This window comes from Parvibaculum sp. (assembly GCF_039680535.1).
In the GTDB taxonomy this organism is placed as follows: domain Bacteria; phylum Pseudomonadota; class Alphaproteobacteria; order Parvibaculales; family Parvibaculaceae; genus Parvibaculum.
Genome location: NZ_JBDKSS010000005.1, coordinates 317,956 through 333,794, shown reverse-complemented (window position 1 = coordinate 333,794; position 15,839 = coordinate 317,956). Strand labels below are relative to the sequence as shown.

Sequence of the window (15,839 nt, the reverse complement as noted above, 5' to 3'; positions counted from 1 at the left end):
ATCAGGCGAAGTGGACGACGCCCGCCGTCTGCGCGATGAGCGCGAGGGAATAGGCGGTGAGGACCAAAACGATAAAGCGGGTCGCGAGGGTTTCAGTGAGCTTCATGGCATGTTTCCTTCGAATTCGGTCAGGGCAGCAGGTTCAGGACCGCGCCCGGGAAATGGTTTCGTTCAGAACGCGTACTGCACATACAGGTAGGCGAGGCTGAAGAGCGCGTAGGTCGCGATCGCGGCGGTTCCGAGATGGCCGCCCAGCGTCTCGCGCACCGCCGGAGCTTTCCGGTTCGCATAGTCCGTCCACGAGAAAATCTGGGCATCGGAGCGCAGAGCGGCCTCTGCGGCGACGGGGCTTTCGAAGCGGGACTTGAGGGCTGCGAGCGTCATGGCGGCTTCTCCTTCGGTGCGTTTGAGGGAGGAGGGAACTCCTTCAACGCCTCCTATCTAGGACGAGCCTGAACGGAAAACAATGAATGAAACGAAAAATATTCACCATTCATGGAAGATGTTGCTGCATCGCAACACATAACAGCGTTCCCAAGGTCTTTGACCTATAGAAATCAATGTGTTGTTACAATTTTGCGATGTTGAATGAAATTGCTGCTTTGCAGCAAAATCAGGCTTCTACCACATCTCGTTGGGGGTCGGTCATCGACACACCAGCCCTGAGGCTGCCGACGATAAGCTGGTAAACGCCTTCGAGCTCGCGCTCGAGCTTTTCCAGCGACAGCCGGGTGAAAAGCTGCGGATAGCTGAATTTCAGGGTCGCCGACTGGATCATCTCGGAGATGAATTCGGGGTCCGCCACCGAAAACTCACCCGAAGCATTGCCATATTCGATGATCCGCCTGAGCACCTCGCGCTCGCGCTTGAGCCCCTCATTATGGAATGCGGGCCGCTCGGTTGTGATGATCAGACCCATTTCGACCAGTTTCGGGTCGCGTTCCAGCGTTTGGAACGTCTCGCGGAGGTCCTCGAAGAGGAAATCGCGCAGCCGCTCCGAGGCGCTGCGTCCGGGCTGCGTCAGGATGCGGGAGAGCTGTCCGGTCGTCCGCATGGACGCCGCCCGCGCGATTTCTTCGGCGATATCGAGCTTGCTGGCGAAATAGCGGTAGAGATTGCCGGCCGACATGGCGCAGTCGACCGCAAGGTCTGCCATCGTCGTTTTCCCATAACCGTAATGGGCAAAACGTTTCCGGGCTGCGTCGATGATCTTCTGGCGTGTATTGTCGGGAGCGTTCATAGAGTGATTGTAAACTGCCGCAGTAAATATTCAACGAATCGTTCAATCGTTAGAAGCGATGGCGTTGGGCGGCAGAAACGGAACAGGCGGGACAACGCGGCAGGCCATGAAGGAATTCGGACATATCGGCGTCATCGGGGGCGGGGCCTGGGGTACGGCTCTCGCCCAAGTGGCGGCACGGGCCGGGCGCGACCTGGGCCTCTCGCGAAAGGTGACGCTCTGGGCCCGCGAGGCGGAGGTCGTCGAGGCGGTCAACACGCGGCACGAGAACGCGCTTTTTCTTCCGGGCATCGCGCTTGACGAGAACGTGCGCGCCACCTCCTCCATCGAGGAAGCCGCGAGCGCCGACGCGCTGCTGATGGTGACGCCCGCCCAGCACATGCGGGGCGTCTGCGCCGGGCTCGCGCCGCTGTTGAAGCCGGGGACACCCGTCCTTCTCTGCGCCAAGGGCGTCGAGCAGGGCACGCTGAAGCTCCTCACCGAAGTGCTGGAGGAAGCGCTGCCTCAGGCGCTACCCGCCGTCCTGTCCGGCCCGAGCTTCGCGGCGGAAGTCGCGCGCGGCCTCCCGACGGCGATCACGCTGGCCTGCGCCGACGAGGAAACCGGCAAGGCGCTCGTCCATGCGATCGGCCTTCCCACATTCCGGCCCTATTACGCCTCCGACCTCATCGGCGCGGAAATCGGCGGCGCGGTGAAGAACGTGCTCGCCATCGCCTGCGGCATCGTCGAGGGCAAGGGCTTCGGCGCCAGCGCGCGGGCTGCGCTGACGACGCGCGGCTTTGCCGAGATGACGCGGCTCGGCCTCGCGCTCGGCGCGCGGCCCGAAACGCTGGCCGGGCTTTCCGGCCTCGGCGATCTCATCCTCACCTGCAACTCGCCGCAGTCGCGCAACATGTCGCTCGGCATGGCGCTCGGACAGGGCAAGTCGCTCGATGAAATTCTCGGGAGCCGCCATTCGGTGAGCGAAGGCGTGTTCTCCGCCACCGCCGTCGTCGAACTCGCCGCGAAACACGGAATCGAAATGCCGATCTCGGAAGCCGTCGCTGGCATCGTCACCGGCCGTCTCAATGTCGACGAGGCGATCCTCACCCTTCTCACCCGCCCCTTCAAAAGCGAAAGCTGATCCCGGAGACCAAAATGCTCTTCTGCCTCATCGGCACCGACAAGCCGAACGCCCTCGATGTCCGTCTCGCCAATCGCGAGGCGCATGTAAAATACTGGAAGGAGAGCGGCCGCATCGCCGCCGGCGGTCCCTTCACCAGCGACGACGGAGCGACGATGACGGGCAGCCTTCTCGCCATCGAGGCGGCCGACCGCGCCGAGGTCGAAGCACTTGTCGCCGAGGATCCGTATACGAAGGCGGGGCTCTTCGCGACGGTCGAGATCCGCGCGTGGAAATGGGTTCTCAATCCGCGATAAGGGCAAGAGACAATGGCGTACTGGCTTTTCAAATCGGAACCTTCGACCTGGTCATGGGACGACCAGAAGAAGAAGGGCGCCAAGGGCGAGCCCTGGAACGGCGTTCGCAACTATCAGGCAAACAACAACATGAAGGCGATGCGGAAGGGCGACCTTGGCTTCTTCTACCATTCGGTGGATGAGAAGCGGATCGTCGGCATCGTCCGCGTCATCGGCGAGCATCACGCGGACCCGACCGACGAGACGGGCCGCTTCGGCCTCGTCGATATCGAGGCGGTGTGCGATGTGCCCAATCCGATCACGCTTGCCGACATCAAGGCCGAACCGAAGCTCGCGGAAATGGCGATCCTGAAACAGTCGCGCCTTTCCGTGCAGCCCGTGCGCGACAATGAATGGAAGCTCATCTGCAAGATGGGCGGGCTGGCGAAAGCGCCGTGACTGAAGCATGAAGCCACCGCCCGGCACGCCGCTCTGCCCGCTCGACGCGCTGGACGATCCCGGCGCGAAGGGCTTCAGCTTCGGCAAGGGCCAGACGCGCTTCGATATGTTCCTTGTAAGGAAGAATGGCGAGGCGCGCGCCTGGCTCAACGAATGCCCCCATGCCCATGCGCGGCTCGACAATTGGCCGGACAAGTTCCTGACGCTCGATGAAACGCGCATCATCTGCGGCGTCCATGCCGCGCTCTTCCGCATCGAGGACGGCTTCTGCGTCTCCGGTCCTTGCGCGGGAAAAAGTCTGACGCCGGTGCCTGTCGAGATCGTGGATGGAATGATCTCCATCGCGCCGGAGGATCAGCTCGCGAGAAACCTTCGGTAGTCCTCAATGAGCCCCTTGGCGGCGAGCGCGATCAGTTCGGCCCCGTCTTCGGCCTTTGCCAATGTCGGGTCGGAGCCGATGCGGCCATCGGGAAACTTCGCACGGTAGTCCTCGGCATCTGTGAAGCGTCCGGACGGAGCAACCGTCGGGCTCATCGTCGCCCGCTTGATCGCGTCGGGATATGCCGACCATGTAATGGCAATTTCGGACGGCGTCGCATGGCTGCCATGCGAGGCACCATATTTCGCCCGGCAGAAATCCATCACCGGCGCATAGTCCCACCAGTTGGCAAGCTTGCATTTCACCGGCCCGCGGTTGGAGCCATCGGCGCCGAGAGAACGGTCCGCATAGATCTCGGAGAAGGCGGCGTTGATCGTCGAAACATTGCCGCCATGGCCGTTGAAGAAATAGACGCGCTCGAAGCCGTGCCGCGCCAGTGACGAAACCCAGTCGTGGATCGCCGCGATCATGGTCGAGGGGCGCAGCGTGATCGTGCCGGGAAAGCCGAGGTGATGCTGGGCAATGCCGACATTGAAGGTTGGCCCGACGAGAAAGCCTGCCCCGTCGCCCGCACGCTTCGCGATCACTTCGGGGCAGATCGCATCCGTCCCGATGAGGCCGGTGGGCCCATGCTGCTCGGTCGAGCCGATGGGAATGACGACGCCGCGCGAGCGCGTGAGATAATCCTCGATCTCTGGCCAGCTCGACAGGTGAAGCAGCATGACGTGTCCTATCGCCCGGGTTAGTCTCCGCCTTCAATATGGTGCGAGCGAGAAAGACTCCCAAATGAAAACCGTCCCGCGCCGCGCAAGGCCGGAAGAGTGGCCGGAACTCGCAGATGTCTTCATTGTCGCCCGCGCCGGCATGCCATACCTGCCCAAGCTCCATACGGATGGCAAAACCCGGGCCTTCATCGCCCATGTCGCCCGAACGCTGGAAATCTGGGTCGTCGAGCGACCGCATCGGAGCATCGCCGGCTTTGCCGCCATTCGCGACGGCGCCGGAGCCGCCTGGCTCGACCATCTTTATGTGCATCCTTCCGCGCAAGGCCAAGGGGTCGGCGCCGCGCTGCTCGCCGCCACGAAAACGCAGCGTCCGCAGGGCTTCTCCCTCTGGACCTTTCAGGCGAATGCAGGCGCGCGTCGCTTTTATGAAGACCACGGTCTCGTCTGCGAGCGCTTGACGGAAGGCCGCGACAACGAGGAAAAGCTACCTGACGCGCTTTACGTCTGGCGCGGACATCAAGAATAAGCAGATGGCGTTACGGTGGAGGACGAAGTGAGCGAGACGAAGAAACTCGAAACCGAAGTCACGGGACCGCTCAAGGGCGTCCGCATTGTCGATCTCACCAGCGTCGTCTTCGGCGCCTACGCGACGCAGATCCTCGGCGATTACGGCGCGGACGTGATCAAGGTCGAGGCACCCTCGCCTACCGGCGGCGGCGGCTTTGGCGGCGACATCATGCGCTGGCCGGGCCACCTGCCCGAAGGCGCCTCGCCCGATCTCGGCCCGATCTTCCTCACCATCAACCGCAACAAGCGTTCGGTGCTGATCGACCTCGCCAAGCCCTCGGGCCGCAAGGCGCTGCTGAAGATCATCTCCACCGCCGATGTGATGACCTCGAATATCCGCTACGCCGCGATGAAGAAGCTCGGCCTCGCCTATGAAGACATCAAGGCGGTGAAGCCCGACATCATCTTCGTCCATGCCGCGGGCTATGGCTCGGACGGCCCCTATGCGGGCCTTCCCGCTTACGACGATCTCATTCAGGCGGGCTCGGGCGCAGCCGAAATCCTGACCTATATGGACGGCAACCCGCAGCCGCGCTACCTGCCGACCATCATGGCCGACAAGGTTTCGGGCCTCTTCTTCGTCTCGGCCGTCACCGCCGCGCTCTATCACAAGGCGAAGACCGGCGAAGGGCAGTTCGTCGAAGTGCCGATGCTCGAGGCCGTCACCTCCTTCGTTCTGGCCGAGCATTTCTACGATCATGTCTACGATCCGCCGACGGGCCAGTGGACCTATCCGCGCATCACCAATCCCGATCGCCGCCCCTACAAGACGAAGAACGGTCACATCGGCCTGATGCCCTATTCCGACAAGCAGTGGGAAATCTTCTTCGAACTGGCGGGCCGCCCCGGCGTCTATGAAGACCCGCGCTTCTCGACCTACAAGAAGCGCACGCAGAACATCCGCGAGCTTTACGCGATGATCGAGGAACTGACGGAAACCAAGACGACCGAGGAATGGCTCGAGCTTCTTCTGCCGCACAGCATTCCCGCCGTGAAGATGAACCGCCTCGACGATCTTCAGAACGATCCGCATCTGAAGGCGGTCGATTTCTTCCAGCGCTTCGATCACCCGCATGCCGGGCCCTATTTCGCCCTGAAGCCGCCCGTGCGCTTCAGCGAGACGCCTGCAAACATCCGCCGCCACCCGCCGAAGCTCGGCGAACAGACGGCGGAAGTGCTGCGCGAAGTGGGCCTCGACGAGGACGATATCGCCGCTCTGACTGCGGGCGAATAAGCCTCAGGCGCGCCAGGAGGCGGGCACACGCTCGCCGAATTCGGCGCGGCAGTAGTCATAAACCGGCGCGAAGCGTTCCCGCGCGAGTGCGGCGAGCTTTGGATCGAGATTCGCTGGCTTCGGTGCGGCGTTGGCCTTCTTGTCATATGCGCCGGGTACGAAGGCCAGACCGAGAAAATCGCAGAGACGGCTCATTTCCGCATCGCCGAAAAGTTCTTCGTAAAAGGCAATGTGGATTTCATCGCTATCAAAAACCGAACGCACGATTGACAGCGTCTCGTGATAGTAGGTCTTGTCGAAATAGCGCGGTTCGTTCAGGAACGAGATGAAAAGCTCTTCCTCGCGTCCATCTTGCACGCGCCCCGCGCGCATGTTCATGCGCAGTTGCGAGTAGAACCTGTCGACAGGATCTCGCATCAGATAGACAACCTTGATCCGCGGAAAATATCGCCGGATATTTTCGAAGACCTCTCGGGGAAGCAACGCGTATTCCGGCGTTATCTCACCGAAATGTGTGCACTCGGCTGGAACGTACCGTTCGAAATACGACACATAGGCCGCGTCATCGTTCATCCGCATCCTCGCCCTCAGATGCTCAAGACGCTTTTTCCGCCTCGCGCTCGGCCATATCTGCTGCCGGACAAGAATGCTCTCCTTTCTCTTGAAGAGAGCATCAACGTCCGCACGGAGGCCGGGCACATATTGAGCGTCGAAGTAATGCATCTCCATGAGCGGCGCCATGAAGACTTCGGGACGGCTATCCAGATACTCCGCCAGCCAGGTCGTGCCCGCTTTTTGTGCGCCAATGCCGAGGATGAAGGTCTTGCCGTCGAGGGGGCTTGCCATTGGTCGCGGGTACTCCATTACGAATTTTTTATGTCAGCAAGCTAGTGACCTCCATCGGGATCGCAAAGTGGGATTAATGCACATAGCTCTGCGCTATGATTGCCGAAAGCAATGCGCTCGCGCATAATCCGATCAATTTACAAGACTAAAAAGACACGCTGCCAAGGAGACGTCCCATCATGTCGAATGAAGTGTTTCCCGTTTCACCGGAATGGTCGGCCCGCGCCATTATCGACGAGGCGCGCTACAAGGCGCTCTACGAAGCGAGCCTCAGCGACCCTGATACGTTCTGGCGCGAAGAGGCCGCCCGCATCGACTGGCTCAAGCCCTTCACCAAGGTGAAGAACGTCTCTTTCGATCCGAAGAACCTCCACATCAAATGGTTCGAGGACGGCGCGCTCAATGTCAGCGTCAATTGCGTCGACCGCCATTTGAAGGATCGCCCGGATCAGGTCGCCATCATCTGGGAAGGCGACGATCCGAAGAACGACAGGAAGATTACCTACAAGGAGCTTCACGCCGAAGTCTGCCGCTTCGCCAATGTGCTGAAGGCGCGCGGCGTGAAGAAGGGCGACCGCGTCACCATCTACCTGCCGATGATCCCGGAAGCGGCCTATGCCATGCTCGCCTGCGCGCGCATCGGCGCCGTGCATTCCGTTGTCTTCGCCGGCTTCTCGCCAGACAGCATCGCTGGCCGCGTCGTCGATTGCGACTCGACCGTCGTCGTCACCGCCGATGAAGGCCTGCGTGGCGGACGCAGGATTCCGCTGAAGGCGAATACCGACGAAGCGCTGAAGAAGTGCCCCGGCGTTACCAGCGTCATCACCGTGCGCCACACGGGCGGCGACGTCGCCATGCAGGCGGGCCGCGATGTCTGGTATCACGAGGAAGCGGCGAAGGTTCCCGCCGATTGCCAGCCTGAAGTGATGAACGCGGAAGACCCGCTTTTCATCCTCTACACCTCCGGCTCGACCGGAAAGCCCAAAGGCGTGCTGCACACCAGCGGCGGCTATCTCGTCTATGCGTCGATGACGCACCAATATGTCTTCGACTATCAGGACGGCGACATCTACTGGTGCACGGCGGATGTGGGCTGGGTCACGGGCCACAGCTATATCGTCTACGGGCCGCTCTCGAACGGCGCGACGACGCTGATGTTCGAAGGCGTGCCGAACTATCCCGACAGCTCGCGCTTCTGGGAAGTCATCGACAAGCATAAGGTCAACATCTTCTACACGGCGCCCACCGCTCTGCGCTCGCTGATGCGCGAAGGCGACGGCCCGGTGAAGAAGACGAGCCGCAAGTCGCTCCGCCTTCTCGGCTCGGTCGGCGAACCGATCAATCCGGAAGCCTGGCTCTGGTATCATCGCGTCGTGGGCGACGGGCGCTGCCCCATCGTCGATACATGGTGGCAGACGGAGACGGGCGGCATTCTCATCTCGCCGCTTCCCGGCGCCATCGCGCAGAAGCCGGGCTCGGCGACGCTGCCCTTCTTCGGCGTGAAGCCCGTCGTGGTCGATACCGAGGGCAAGGAGCTCGAAGGCGAAACCACCGGCAATCTCTGCATCGCCGATTCATGGCCGGGCCAGATGCGCACCGTCTATGGCGATCACCAGCGCTTCATCGACACCTATTTCATCCAGTATCCCGGCAAGTATTTCACCGGCGACGGTTGCCGCCGCGATGCGGACGGCTATTACTGGATCACGGGCCGCGTCGATGACGTGCTCAACGTGTCGGGACATCGTCTGGGTACGGCGGAAGTCGAAAGCGCTCTCGTTGCCCATACGAAAGTGGCGGAAGCTGCCGTCGTCGGCTATCCGCACGACATCAAGGGCCAGGGCATCTATGCCTATGTGACGCTCAATGCGGGCGAGCAGCCGACGGAGGAACTTCGCAAGGAGCTCGTGCAGTGGGTCCGCAAGGAGATCAGCCCCATCGCCGCGCCAGACCTCATCCAGTTCGCGCCCGGCCTGCCGAAAACGCGCTCCGGCAAGATCATGCGCCGCATCCTGCGCAAGATCGCCGAGGACGATTTCTCCAATCTAGGCGACACCTCGACGCTTGCCGATCCGACCGTCGTCAGCGACCTCGTCGAAAACCGTCAGAACAAGGGCTGAGCCCAGTCGCTCAAATCTGCCGTGCGAACAAAGCGAGGCAATCCAGTGCCGTGAGGAACTGGATTGCTTTGGCGTGTCTGCATCTTGATATCGTGATACTGAGTGCTATAGTACTTAGTGTTATATGTGTGGGCAGGAAGTGGCGATGCGGATATTCAAGAACAAGCCGTTCCTCCGCTTTGCCCGCAAGGAAGGCGTATCGGACGCCGATTTGTGTGAGGCTATCGGGCGCGCCGACGATGGACATATCGACGCTGACTTGGGCGGCGGCGTCATCAAGCAGCGGATCGCCCGGGACGGAGAGGGCAAATCGGGCGGCTTCCGCACGATCATTCTCTTCCAGAAAGCGGACAGGGCATTCTTTGTCTACGGCTTTGCGAAGAAGGACCGGGACAACATCACGAAGGACGAACTCGCGGCCTTCCGAAAACTCGCCCAGCAAATGTTGGCGATGAACGACAGCGCATTGAAAGCGGCGATAAAGAACCAGACGATTACAGAGGTAAAGTGCGATGGGTAAGCGGCAATACAAGAGCGATGCGATGGCGGCTATCCATGAAACAGCCGCCGGTCTTCTCGATGCTGGAGCCATCGACAAGCAGACAATGAAGACGTTTGACGCGCTGTGTCTCACGCCGGTCAAACCCCTTACGCCTGTTCAGATCAAAAAAATCCGGCTGCGCGAAAAGGCCAGCCAGGCAGTCTTTGCGCGTTATCTGAATGTCACGGTCGGTATCGTCAGTCAGTGGGAACGTGGCGAAAAGCACCCGAAAGGACCGTCCCTCAAGCTGCTGACGTTGGTCGAAAAGAAAGGGCTGCAGGCGGTCGCCTGAGCCACCCTCGGCCCCGCTGGCTAGCACCAGCTCCCGCGCTTCGCCCCGCCATAGGCGCGGGCGAGGCCGCGGGCGCGGAGCGCGGCGCTGAAGTCGGGCGTCTCGTCGTTCGAGACATTGGCGATGACGCGGCCGCCGAACTTGTCGCGCTTGATATCCGTGAGGCGGACATGGCCGGCCGCAGAGAGCCGCGCAAGATAGTCGCGGGCGCGGATGGCGCCTTCGCGCTCCTCGCGGCATTTGCCCTTGAGCTCCGGTGCATCGACGCCCGCAAGCCGCACCTCGACCTCGACCGTCTGGCCGAGCCAGATTTCCGCTTTCACCTTCAGCGTATCGCCGTCAACGACGCGGATGACCTGCGCCTCGACGGGTCCGCGAATCTCATCCTTCGCCCGAACGATGGACGTCGATCCGAAAAGAACGAGGCTTGCGAGAACAGGAGCGAGAATGCGGCCGCGCATGAGGTCCGATCGAACGAATGCGCCTGCACCCGGACGCGAATGTGAAAGCCCCCGGCCCCCTGACCGGTTCCTGCATAGGACTACATTCACATATCCGGGAAATTCAAGCGATTCGCCAGCGAAGCGAACCGGAACGGACCGAAAACACCGGCCTCAGAAGTCGCTGACGATGCCTTTGACTTCCCAGTCGCCATAACGCGTCGGCTCGGCACCGATTTCGAGGCCCTTGGGGCCGTTGATCTCGCGGGGGGCGGGGGCCGCGGCGCGGGCGGCATCGGCGGCGCGGCGGCGTTCCTCGGCCTCGGCAAGGGCGCGCTGCGCGGCAGGGCTCAACACCTTGGGCGGTGTTGCTTCCGCGTCCTGCCCGGCTTCCTGCACCTGATTTTCCGTTTTGCCGCTCATCCGATCGCTCGCTTGAAGGGGAGATTGCGCGGCTACATATAAGACCTTGATCCCCGCCGCGCCAGTGACCGCCCCCTTTGCGGCTGTGGCGCAGGGAGCAACAGGAACCGCCCCCGAGGAACAGGAACCGAAGGTCCAATGAATACTGTCAAGACAGGCATTCTCCTCGCCGCCCTCACCGCGCTCTTCATGGGGCTCGGCTATCTGATCGGCGGCACGGGCGGCGCGACGATCGCCTTTTTCGTCGCCCTGGCCATGAACCTTTTCGCCTACTGGAATTCGGACAAGATGGTTCTGTCCATGTATGGCGCCCGGCGCGTGGACGAAGCGACGGCGCCGCAATATGTGCGCCTCGTCGCCCAGCTCGCCGAGAATGCGAACATGCCGATGCCGGCGACCTATATCATCGAGAACGACCAGCCCAACGCCTTCGCCACGGGCCGCAACCCGGAACACGCCGCCGTCGCCGCTACGACCGGCCTTCTCCGGATGCTGACGCCGGAAGAACTCGCGGGCGTGATGGCGCATGAGCTGAGCCATATCCGCAACCGCGACACGCTCATCATGACGATCACGGCGACGATCGCGGGCGCGATCTCGATGCTTGCGAATTTCGCCTTCTTCTTCGGCGGCAATCGCGAGAACAATGGCGGCTTCATCGGCACGCTGGCGCTTGCGATCCTCGCGCCCATCGCGGCGGGCCTCGTGCAGATGGCGATCAGCCGCACGCGCGAATACGATGCCGACGCCGCGGGCGCGGAGATTTCCGGCCGTCCGCTCTGGCTCGCTTCGGCGCTGGAAAAGATCGACCGCGCGGCGCATGAGCGCGTGAACATGGCGGCGGAAGCGCATCCCGCCACCGCGCATATGTTCATCATCAATCCGCTTTCGGGAAAGGGCCGCGACAGCCTTTTCTCGACGCATCCCTCGACCGCGAACCGCGTCGCGAAGCTCCGGGAACTCGCCGCCGCCGATGCCCGCGCGAATGGCCGCCCCTGGGGCTGACCGCCGGCGAGCGAACCTGCCAATCCGCCGCTGGCCCTCGCAGCGCTCATGCGATAAGCCTGCCGCATGAATGAAACGAACAATGAACCGGGCCTTCCCGCGCGGCTCGCAGCGCAGCGGCTGGTGACGAGCGTTCTCGGCAAGGGCCGGGCGCTGGACGAGGCTTTCGCCGAGGAAACGGCGCAGGGTGCCCTTCGCGACGCGGCGGCGGCCGACAAGGGCTTCGCCCGCGCCATAGCGGCGACGACGCTTCGCCATCTGGGTGAGATCGACACCATCCTCTCGCGCCTCGTCGAGAAGCCGCTACCCAAGCGCGCGGGGCCGACGCAGATCATCCTGCGCACGGCCATCGCCGAAATCCTCTTCCTCGGCGTCGCGCCCCATGCCGCCGTCGATCTCGCGGTCGAGGCCGCCGCCACCGACCGGGACGCCCGCCACTTCAAGGCGCTGGTCAACGCGGCGCTCCGCCGCCTCACGCGCGAGGGCGATGCGCTCCGCGAAGGCATCGACGCCGAACGCGCCTCCCTGCCGGACTGGCTCTGGAAGAGCTGGACCAAATCCTATGGCGAGGAGAACACCCGCGCGATCGTCCGTGCGCAATGGCATGAAGCGCCACTCGACCTCTCGGTGAAGGTGGAAGCCGAACGCGCCCACTGGGCGGAGAAGCTCGGCGCGAAACTCATGCCCACAGGCTCGCTGCGTCTCGAAAATACAGGCCGCGTCGAGGCCCTGCCCGGCTTCGATGAAGGCGCCTGGTGGGTGCAGGATCTCGCCGCCGCCCTGCCCGCCCGGCTGCTCGGCGACGTGAAAGGCCGCGAGGTGCTCGACCTCTGCGCCGCGCCCGGCGGCAAGACGCTGCAACTCGCCAGCATGGGTGCGAAGGTGACGGCGGTCGACCGCTCGGCCCAGCGCCTCGAAAGGTTGAGCCGCAATCTCGAACGCACCGGCCTCGAAGCGCGCATCGTCATCGACGACGCGGCCCGCTGTGCGCCCGGCCGCACATGGGACTTCATCCTGCTCGACGCGCCCTGCACCGCCACCGGCACGGCGCGCCGCCACCCCGATGTGCTGCGCCTCAAGACACATCCGGACCGCGACAGGCTTTCGGCGCTTCAGACCCGCATTCTCGACAATACGGCGAAGCTTCTCGCGCCCGGCGGCACGCTCGTCTATTGCACCTGTTCGCTCGAACGCCAGGAAGGCCCCGACCAGATCGAGCGCTTCCTCTTTCGCCATGGCAATTTCGCGCGCCGGCCAATCGAGGCGGCGGAGGTCGGCGGCCTCGCCGAACTCGTGACCCCCGAAGGCGACCTGCGCACCCTGCCCTGCCATCTTGGCGACGAAGGCGGCATGGACGGCTTCTACGCATCGAGGCTCATCCGGCGCGCCTGACCCTCGGGCCAGCCTTGCGCCACAAGATTCAAGCTGTTAAGCAGGGAAACAGCCAAGATTTAGTGTTTTGGGCAGTTTTTCCGCTGCCCGGTTCGGGTCTCGAGAGCGGCATATGAGCGGCAAATCTCCCATCAAGATCGCACCGTCGATCCTCGCCTCAGACTTCGCGAAGCTTGGCGCAGAAGTACGCGCGATTTCAGATGCCGGCGCCGACTACATCCATGTCGACGTGATGGACGGCCACTTCGTTCCGAACATCACCATCGGCCCCGATGTCGTGAAGGCGCTGCGGCCGCACTCGGAAAAGACGTTCGACGTTCATCTGATGATCTCGCCGGTCGACCTCTATATCGAGGCCTTCGCCAAGGCGGGCGCGGACATCATCTCGTTCCACCCGGAAGCCGGGCCGCACCCCCACCGCACCATTCAGGCGATCCGCGCGGCAGGTGCGAAGCCGGGCCTCGTGCTCAATCCCGGCACGCCGGTCGAAACGCTCTGGCCGCTCCTCGGCGACATCGACCTCGTCCTCGTGATGAGCGTCAATCCGGGCTTCGGCGGGCAGAGCTTCATCGAGAGCCAGCTCAGAAAGATCGAGATCATCCGCAAGCGGATCGATCAGGAGAATCCCGGCATCGACCTCGAAGTCGATGGCGGCATCAATTTCGAGACGGCGCCCCGCGCCATTGCGGCCGGGGCCAACGTGCTTGTCGCCGGCACGGCGACGTTCAAGGGCGGAGAGGCCGCCTATGCAAGAAACATCGCGACCCTTCGCGGAGCCGCTTGAAGAAGCGCGCGCCGATAGCGGGAGGCCGCAGGCAAGCGGCATGGCGCATATGACGGAAGTCGAGATCGATCCGCCTCATCCGGGATCGCCCGTCGTGGAGGCGCAGTCCTCGCCCACCTATTACTCGATGCCGCCCGGCAATCGCGTGGTCGATCTCGTCGGCGCATCGCTGGTGCGCATGCGCGACGAGGCGCTGGCCCGCACCTATGCGACATGGGCCTATGGCCTGACGCTGCGCGGGCCCATGCCCGACCACATGATGCTCTATCCGCGCGACCTGAGACCGGGTCTCGCGGACAAGGCCGAAGCGCTTTTTCAGGGGCGCTGGTCGCTGCCCGGCGGACAGGTGAAGACGGATGGCGGCTCGCCCTTCGCGGTCACGCCGCCCACCGACGGCTGGGCGGAAGAGCTTCACGGCTTCTCATGGCTGCGCCATTTCACCGCCGCGGGCGGCGACGCCGCGCGGACCTATGCGCAAACGCTGGTCGCCGGCTGGATGACGCAGCAATCCGCCCACTGGGACCGCATCGCCTGGGCGCCGCATGTGATCGGCCGCCGCCTCACCTCATGGGTGGCGAACGGCGCGCTCATCATCGACGGCTCGGACCTCATCTACCGCTCGACGCTGCTGCGCAACATGGCCCGGCAGGCCCGCCACCTCGCGCGGACCGCGGCCCTTGCGCCCGCAGGCGAGAAGCGGCTCACGGCGGCACTGGGCCTCACCTTTTCCGGCCTGTGCCTGTCCGAAGGCGAAAAGCGCCTCGAAAAGGGCCTGCGCCTCGTCTGCCGCGAACTCGACCGACAGGTGCTTGCCGATGGCGGGCATGTGAGCCGCAACCCGGCGGCGATCCTCTCGATCATGCTGGACCTCATTTCGCTGCGCGACGCCATGGCCGCGCGGCGAATGGAAATCCCCAAGCCCATTCGCGACGCCGTCGACCGCATGATGCCCATGCTGCGCTTCTTCCGGCATGGCGACGGACGGCTGGCGCTTTTCAACGGCGCGAATGAGGGCCTCGACGGCGCCATCGACGCCGTGCTCGCCTATGACGATACGCGCGGCAAGCCCTTCGGCTTTGCGCCGCATTCAGGCTATCAGCGCATGGCCGCCGGCCATGCGCGGCTCATCGCCGACACCGGCCCGCCGCCGCCCGGCCGCTACAGCCACGACGCCCATGCGGGCTGCCTTTCCTTCGAGATCAGCTCGGGCAAATCGCGCCTCATCGTCAATTGCGGCACGACGCGGGTGCTCGGCCCCGACTGGGAAGCCGCGAGCCGCGCCACCGCCGCCCATTCGACGCTGGTTCTCGCCGACACATCGTCGGCCCGCATCCTGCGCGGCAGCTTCACCCGCGCGCTGCTCGGCGCCCGCACCATGGAAGGCCCGACCCGCGTCGAGAGCCGCCGCCACGAGAACGACAGCGGCATCTGGCTCGAGGCGAGCCATAACGGCTACGAAAAGCGCTTCGGCCTCGTCCATCGCCGCCGCCTCTTCTTCTCGGCGGCCGGCGACGAATTGCGGGGCGAGGATCTGCTTGTCGCCAACGAGCCGCGCAAGGCTTTCCCGTGGCAGCGCCGCTACTGGTACAAGCCCCCCGAGGACCCTGCCTTCGCGGTCCGCTTCCACCTCCATCCGGACGCCAAGCTCTCCCTGTCACAGGAAGGGCTGAGCGCGCTTGTCCGCCTGCCCAATGGCGAGGGCTGGCAGCTTCACGCCCGGATCGAGGGCGTCGAAGCGCCGCTGACCATCGAGGAAAGCGTCTATCTGGGCGGCGGCGACACCACGCGCCGCACCGAGCAGATCGTCATCGCCTCCAAGGTCTTCCGGGGCGACGCCAAGGTGAACTGGGCCTGGAAGCGGGTTTCCGGGGCCCCGGTGAAGCGGGAAGCGCCCGAACTTCCCGAATTGCCCGATCTCTAGCCGCTTCGATGGCGGATGAGGCCGTTTTGTGCTATCCGCCCCGGCATCATCCCCCTTCAAGCCTCGAAAGGGC

Annotated in this window: 19 protein-coding genes; 13 read left to right on the top strand and 6 right to left on the bottom strand. The window is 63.6% G+C overall.

Going from position 1 to position 15,839, the window contains the following annotated elements; genetic code table 11:
- Window positions 1-171: 171 nt before the first annotated feature.
- Together ABFC66_RS02765 and ABFC66_RS02760 are read right to left on the bottom strand one after the other, a co-directional pair.
- A complete protein-coding gene (locus ABFC66_RS02765; protein ID WP_346739421.1) occupies window positions 172-384 on the bottom strand; it encodes a hypothetical protein in 213 nt (70 codons plus the stop codon).
- 229 nt (window positions 385-613) lie between these two features.
- Window positions 614-1,240, bottom strand: coding sequence for a TetR/AcrR family transcriptional regulator (locus ABFC66_RS02760; protein ID WP_346739420.1), 627 nt, complete (start codon window positions 1,238-1,240; stop codon window positions 614-616).
- 106 nt (window positions 1,241-1,346) lie between these two features.
- On the opposite strand from ABFC66_RS02760, the gene ABFC66_RS02755 reads away from it, so the two are divergent.
- Genes ABFC66_RS02755 through ABFC66_RS02740 form a run of 4 tightly spaced genes read left to right on the top strand, consistent with a single transcriptional unit; the run spans window position 1,347 to window position 3,476 of the window.
- A complete protein-coding gene (locus ABFC66_RS02755) occupies window positions 1,347-2,363 on the top strand; it encodes an NAD(P)H-dependent glycerol-3-phosphate dehydrogenase (protein WP_346739419.1) in 1,017 nt (338 codons plus the stop codon).
- 14 nt (window positions 2,364-2,377) lie between these two features.
- Window positions 2,378-2,659, top strand: a complete 282-nt coding sequence (locus ABFC66_RS02750) for a YciI family protein (RefSeq protein ID WP_346739418.1) — start codon at window positions 2,378-2,380, stop codon at window positions 2,657-2,659.
- A gap of 12 nt (window positions 2,660-2,671) precedes the next feature.
- Window positions 2,672-3,097, top strand: a complete 426-nt coding sequence (locus ABFC66_RS02745) for an EVE domain-containing protein (RefSeq protein WP_346739417.1) — start codon at window positions 2,672-2,674, stop codon at window positions 3,095-3,097.
- 7 nt (window positions 3,098-3,104) lie between these two features.
- On the top strand, window positions 3,105-3,476 hold the full coding sequence (locus ABFC66_RS02740) for a Rieske (2Fe-2S) protein (RefSeq protein WP_346739416.1): 372 nt from the start codon (window positions 3,105-3,107) through the stop codon (window positions 3,474-3,476).
- On the opposite strand, the gene ABFC66_RS02735 is transcribed toward ABFC66_RS02740, so the two are convergent.
- Window positions 3,452-4,198, bottom strand: a complete 747-nt coding sequence (locus ABFC66_RS02735) for a creatininase family protein (protein WP_346739415.1) — start codon at window positions 4,196-4,198, stop codon at window positions 3,452-3,454. The genes ABFC66_RS02740 and ABFC66_RS02735 overlap by 25 nt on opposite strands.
- Window positions 4,199-4,262: 64 nt before the next feature.
- Between ABFC66_RS02735 and ABFC66_RS02730 the strand changes: the two genes are divergently transcribed.
- Window positions 4,263-4,727 (top strand): GNAT family N-acetyltransferase, encoded by a 465-nt coding sequence (locus tag ABFC66_RS02730; protein ID WP_346739414.1) that lies wholly within the window; start codon window positions 4,263-4,265, stop codon window positions 4,725-4,727.
- 27 nt (window positions 4,728-4,754) lie between these two features.
- Window positions 4,755-6,002 carry a CaiB/BaiF CoA-transferase family protein gene (locus ABFC66_RS02725; RefSeq protein ID WP_346739413.1) on the top strand — a complete coding sequence of 416 codons (1,248 nt, stop codon included), beginning with the start codon at window positions 4,755-4,757 and terminating at the stop codon, window positions 6,000-6,002.
- Window positions 6,003-6,005: 3 nt separating this feature from the next.
- Here ABFC66_RS02725 and ABFC66_RS02720 read toward each other — a convergent pair whose 3' ends face one another.
- A complete protein-coding gene (locus tag ABFC66_RS02720) occupies window positions 6,006-6,848 on the bottom strand; it encodes a sulfotransferase (RefSeq protein WP_346739412.1) in 843 nt (280 codons plus the stop codon).
- A gap of 179 nt (window positions 6,849-7,027) precedes the next feature.
- Here ABFC66_RS02720 and acs point away from each other — a divergent pair, with 179 nt between their 5' ends.
- The 3 genes from acs (at window position 7,028) to ABFC66_RS02705 (ending at window position 9,801) form a co-directional block, all read left to right on the top strand.
- A complete protein-coding gene (gene acs, locus ABFC66_RS02715; protein WP_346739411.1) occupies window positions 7,028-8,968 on the top strand; it encodes an acetate--CoA ligase in 1,941 nt (646 codons plus the stop codon).
- 145 nt (window positions 8,969-9,113) lie between these two features.
- Window positions 9,114-9,488 (top strand): type II toxin-antitoxin system RelE/ParE family toxin, encoded by a 375-nt coding sequence (locus ABFC66_RS02710; protein WP_346739410.1) that lies wholly within the window; start codon window positions 9,114-9,116, stop codon window positions 9,486-9,488.
- Complete coding sequence (locus tag ABFC66_RS02705; RefSeq protein ID WP_346739409.1) at window positions 9,481-9,801, top strand: DNA-binding transcriptional regulator; 321 nt, start codon at window positions 9,481-9,483, stop codon at window positions 9,799-9,801. The genes ABFC66_RS02710 and ABFC66_RS02705 overlap by 8 nt, the downstream gene beginning before the upstream one ends.
- A 20-nt stretch (window positions 9,802-9,821) precedes the next feature.
- Here the strand turns inward: ABFC66_RS02705 and ABFC66_RS02700 are convergent, their stop codons facing one another.
- Window positions 9,822-10,262, bottom strand: a complete 441-nt coding sequence (locus tag ABFC66_RS02700; protein WP_346739408.1) for a thermonuclease family protein — start codon at window positions 10,260-10,262, stop codon at window positions 9,822-9,824.
- A gap of 153 nt (window positions 10,263-10,415) precedes the next feature.
- Window positions 10,416-10,664, bottom strand: a complete 249-nt coding sequence (locus tag ABFC66_RS02695) for a DUF1674 domain-containing protein (RefSeq protein ID WP_346739407.1) — start codon at window positions 10,662-10,664, stop codon at window positions 10,416-10,418.
- 138 nt (window positions 10,665-10,802) lie between these two features.
- Here ABFC66_RS02695 and htpX point away from each other — a divergent pair, with 138 nt between their 5' ends.
- The 4 genes from htpX to ABFC66_RS02675 all read left to right on the top strand — a co-directional run bounded on the left by htpX (window position 10,803) and on the right by ABFC66_RS02675 (window position 15,766).
- Window positions 10,803-11,669 carry a zinc metalloprotease HtpX gene (gene htpX / locus ABFC66_RS02690; RefSeq protein WP_346739406.1) on the top strand — a complete coding sequence of 289 codons (867 nt, stop codon included), beginning with the start codon at window positions 10,803-10,805 and terminating at the stop codon, window positions 11,667-11,669.
- A gap of 66 nt (window positions 11,670-11,735) precedes the next feature.
- Window positions 11,736-13,061: a transcription antitermination factor NusB gene (locus ABFC66_RS02685; RefSeq protein ID WP_346739405.1), complete on the top strand. Its 1,326-nt coding sequence runs from the start codon at window positions 11,736-11,738 to the stop codon at window positions 13,059-13,061.
- Window positions 13,062-13,173: 112 nt separating this feature from the next.
- Entirely contained in the window at window positions 13,174-13,845 is a 672-nt protein-coding gene (rpe, locus tag ABFC66_RS02680; protein WP_346739404.1) for a ribulose-phosphate 3-epimerase, read from the top strand.
- Window positions 13,808-15,766, top strand: a complete 1,959-nt coding sequence (locus ABFC66_RS02675; protein WP_346739403.1) for a heparinase II/III family protein — start codon at window positions 13,808-13,810, stop codon at window positions 15,764-15,766. Before rpe ends, ABFC66_RS02675 begins: the two co-directional genes overlap by 38 nt.
- Window positions 15,767-15,839 lie beyond the last annotated feature (73 nt).

What these genes read in the sequence shown, in the direction of transcription:
- ABFC66_RS02700 (WP_346739408.1), bottom strand. Translation starts at nt 10,262, where the DNA reads ATGCGCGGCCGCATTCTCGCTCCTGTTCTCGCAAGCCTCGTTCTTTTC.
- ABFC66_RS02730 (WP_346739414.1), top strand. Translation starts at nt 4,263, where the DNA reads ATGAAAACCGTCCCGCGCCGCGCAAGGCCGGAAGAGTGGCCGGAACTC.
- rpe (WP_346739404.1), top strand. Translation starts at nt 13,174, where the DNA reads ATGAGCGGCAAATCTCCCATCAAGATCGCACCGTCGATCCTCGCCTCA.
- ABFC66_RS02760 (WP_346739420.1), bottom strand. Translation starts at nt 1,240, where the DNA reads ATGAACGCTCCCGACAATACACGCCAGAAGATCATCGACGCAGCCCGG.
- ABFC66_RS02710 (WP_346739410.1), top strand. Translation starts at nt 9,114, where the DNA reads ATGCGGATATTCAAGAACAAGCCGTTCCTCCGCTTTGCCCGCAAGGAA.
- ABFC66_RS02755 (WP_346739419.1), top strand. Translation starts at nt 1,347, where the DNA reads ATGAAGGAATTCGGACATATCGGCGTCATCGGGGGCGGGGCCTGGGGT.
- ABFC66_RS02765 (WP_346739421.1), bottom strand. Translation starts at nt 384, where the DNA reads ATGACGCTCGCAGCCCTCAAGTCCCGCTTCGAAAGCCCCGTCGCCGCA.
- ABFC66_RS02735 (WP_346739415.1), bottom strand. Translation starts at nt 4,198, where the DNA reads ATGCTGCTTCACCTGTCGAGCTGGCCAGAGATCGAGGATTATCTCACG.
- acs (WP_346739411.1), top strand. Translation starts at nt 7,028, where the DNA reads ATGTCGAATGAAGTGTTTCCCGTTTCACCGGAATGGTCGGCCCGCGCC.
- ABFC66_RS02740 (WP_346739416.1), top strand. Translation starts at nt 3,105, where the DNA reads ATGAAGCCACCGCCCGGCACGCCGCTCTGCCCGCTCGACGCGCTGGAC.
- ABFC66_RS02685 (WP_346739405.1), top strand. Translation starts at nt 11,736, where the DNA reads ATGAATGAAACGAACAATGAACCGGGCCTTCCCGCGCGGCTCGCAGCG.
- ABFC66_RS02750 (WP_346739418.1), top strand. Translation starts at nt 2,378, where the DNA reads ATGCTCTTCTGCCTCATCGGCACCGACAAGCCGAACGCCCTCGATGTC.
- ABFC66_RS02705 (WP_346739409.1), top strand. Translation starts at nt 9,481, where the DNA reads ATGGGTAAGCGGCAATACAAGAGCGATGCGATGGCGGCTATCCATGAA.
- ABFC66_RS02720 (WP_346739412.1), bottom strand. Translation starts at nt 6,848, where the DNA reads ATGGCAAGCCCCCTCGACGGCAAGACCTTCATCCTCGGCATTGGCGCA.
- ABFC66_RS02675 (WP_346739403.1), top strand. Translation starts at nt 13,808, where the DNA reads ATGCAAGAAACATCGCGACCCTTCGCGGAGCCGCTTGAAGAAGCGCGC.
- ABFC66_RS02745 (WP_346739417.1), top strand. Translation starts at nt 2,672, where the DNA reads ATGGCGTACTGGCTTTTCAAATCGGAACCTTCGACCTGGTCATGGGAC.
- ABFC66_RS02695 (WP_346739407.1), bottom strand. Translation starts at nt 10,664, where the DNA reads ATGAGCGGCAAAACGGAAAATCAGGTGCAGGAAGCCGGGCAGGACGCG.
- htpX (WP_346739406.1), top strand. Translation starts at nt 10,803, where the DNA reads ATGAATACTGTCAAGACAGGCATTCTCCTCGCCGCCCTCACCGCGCTC.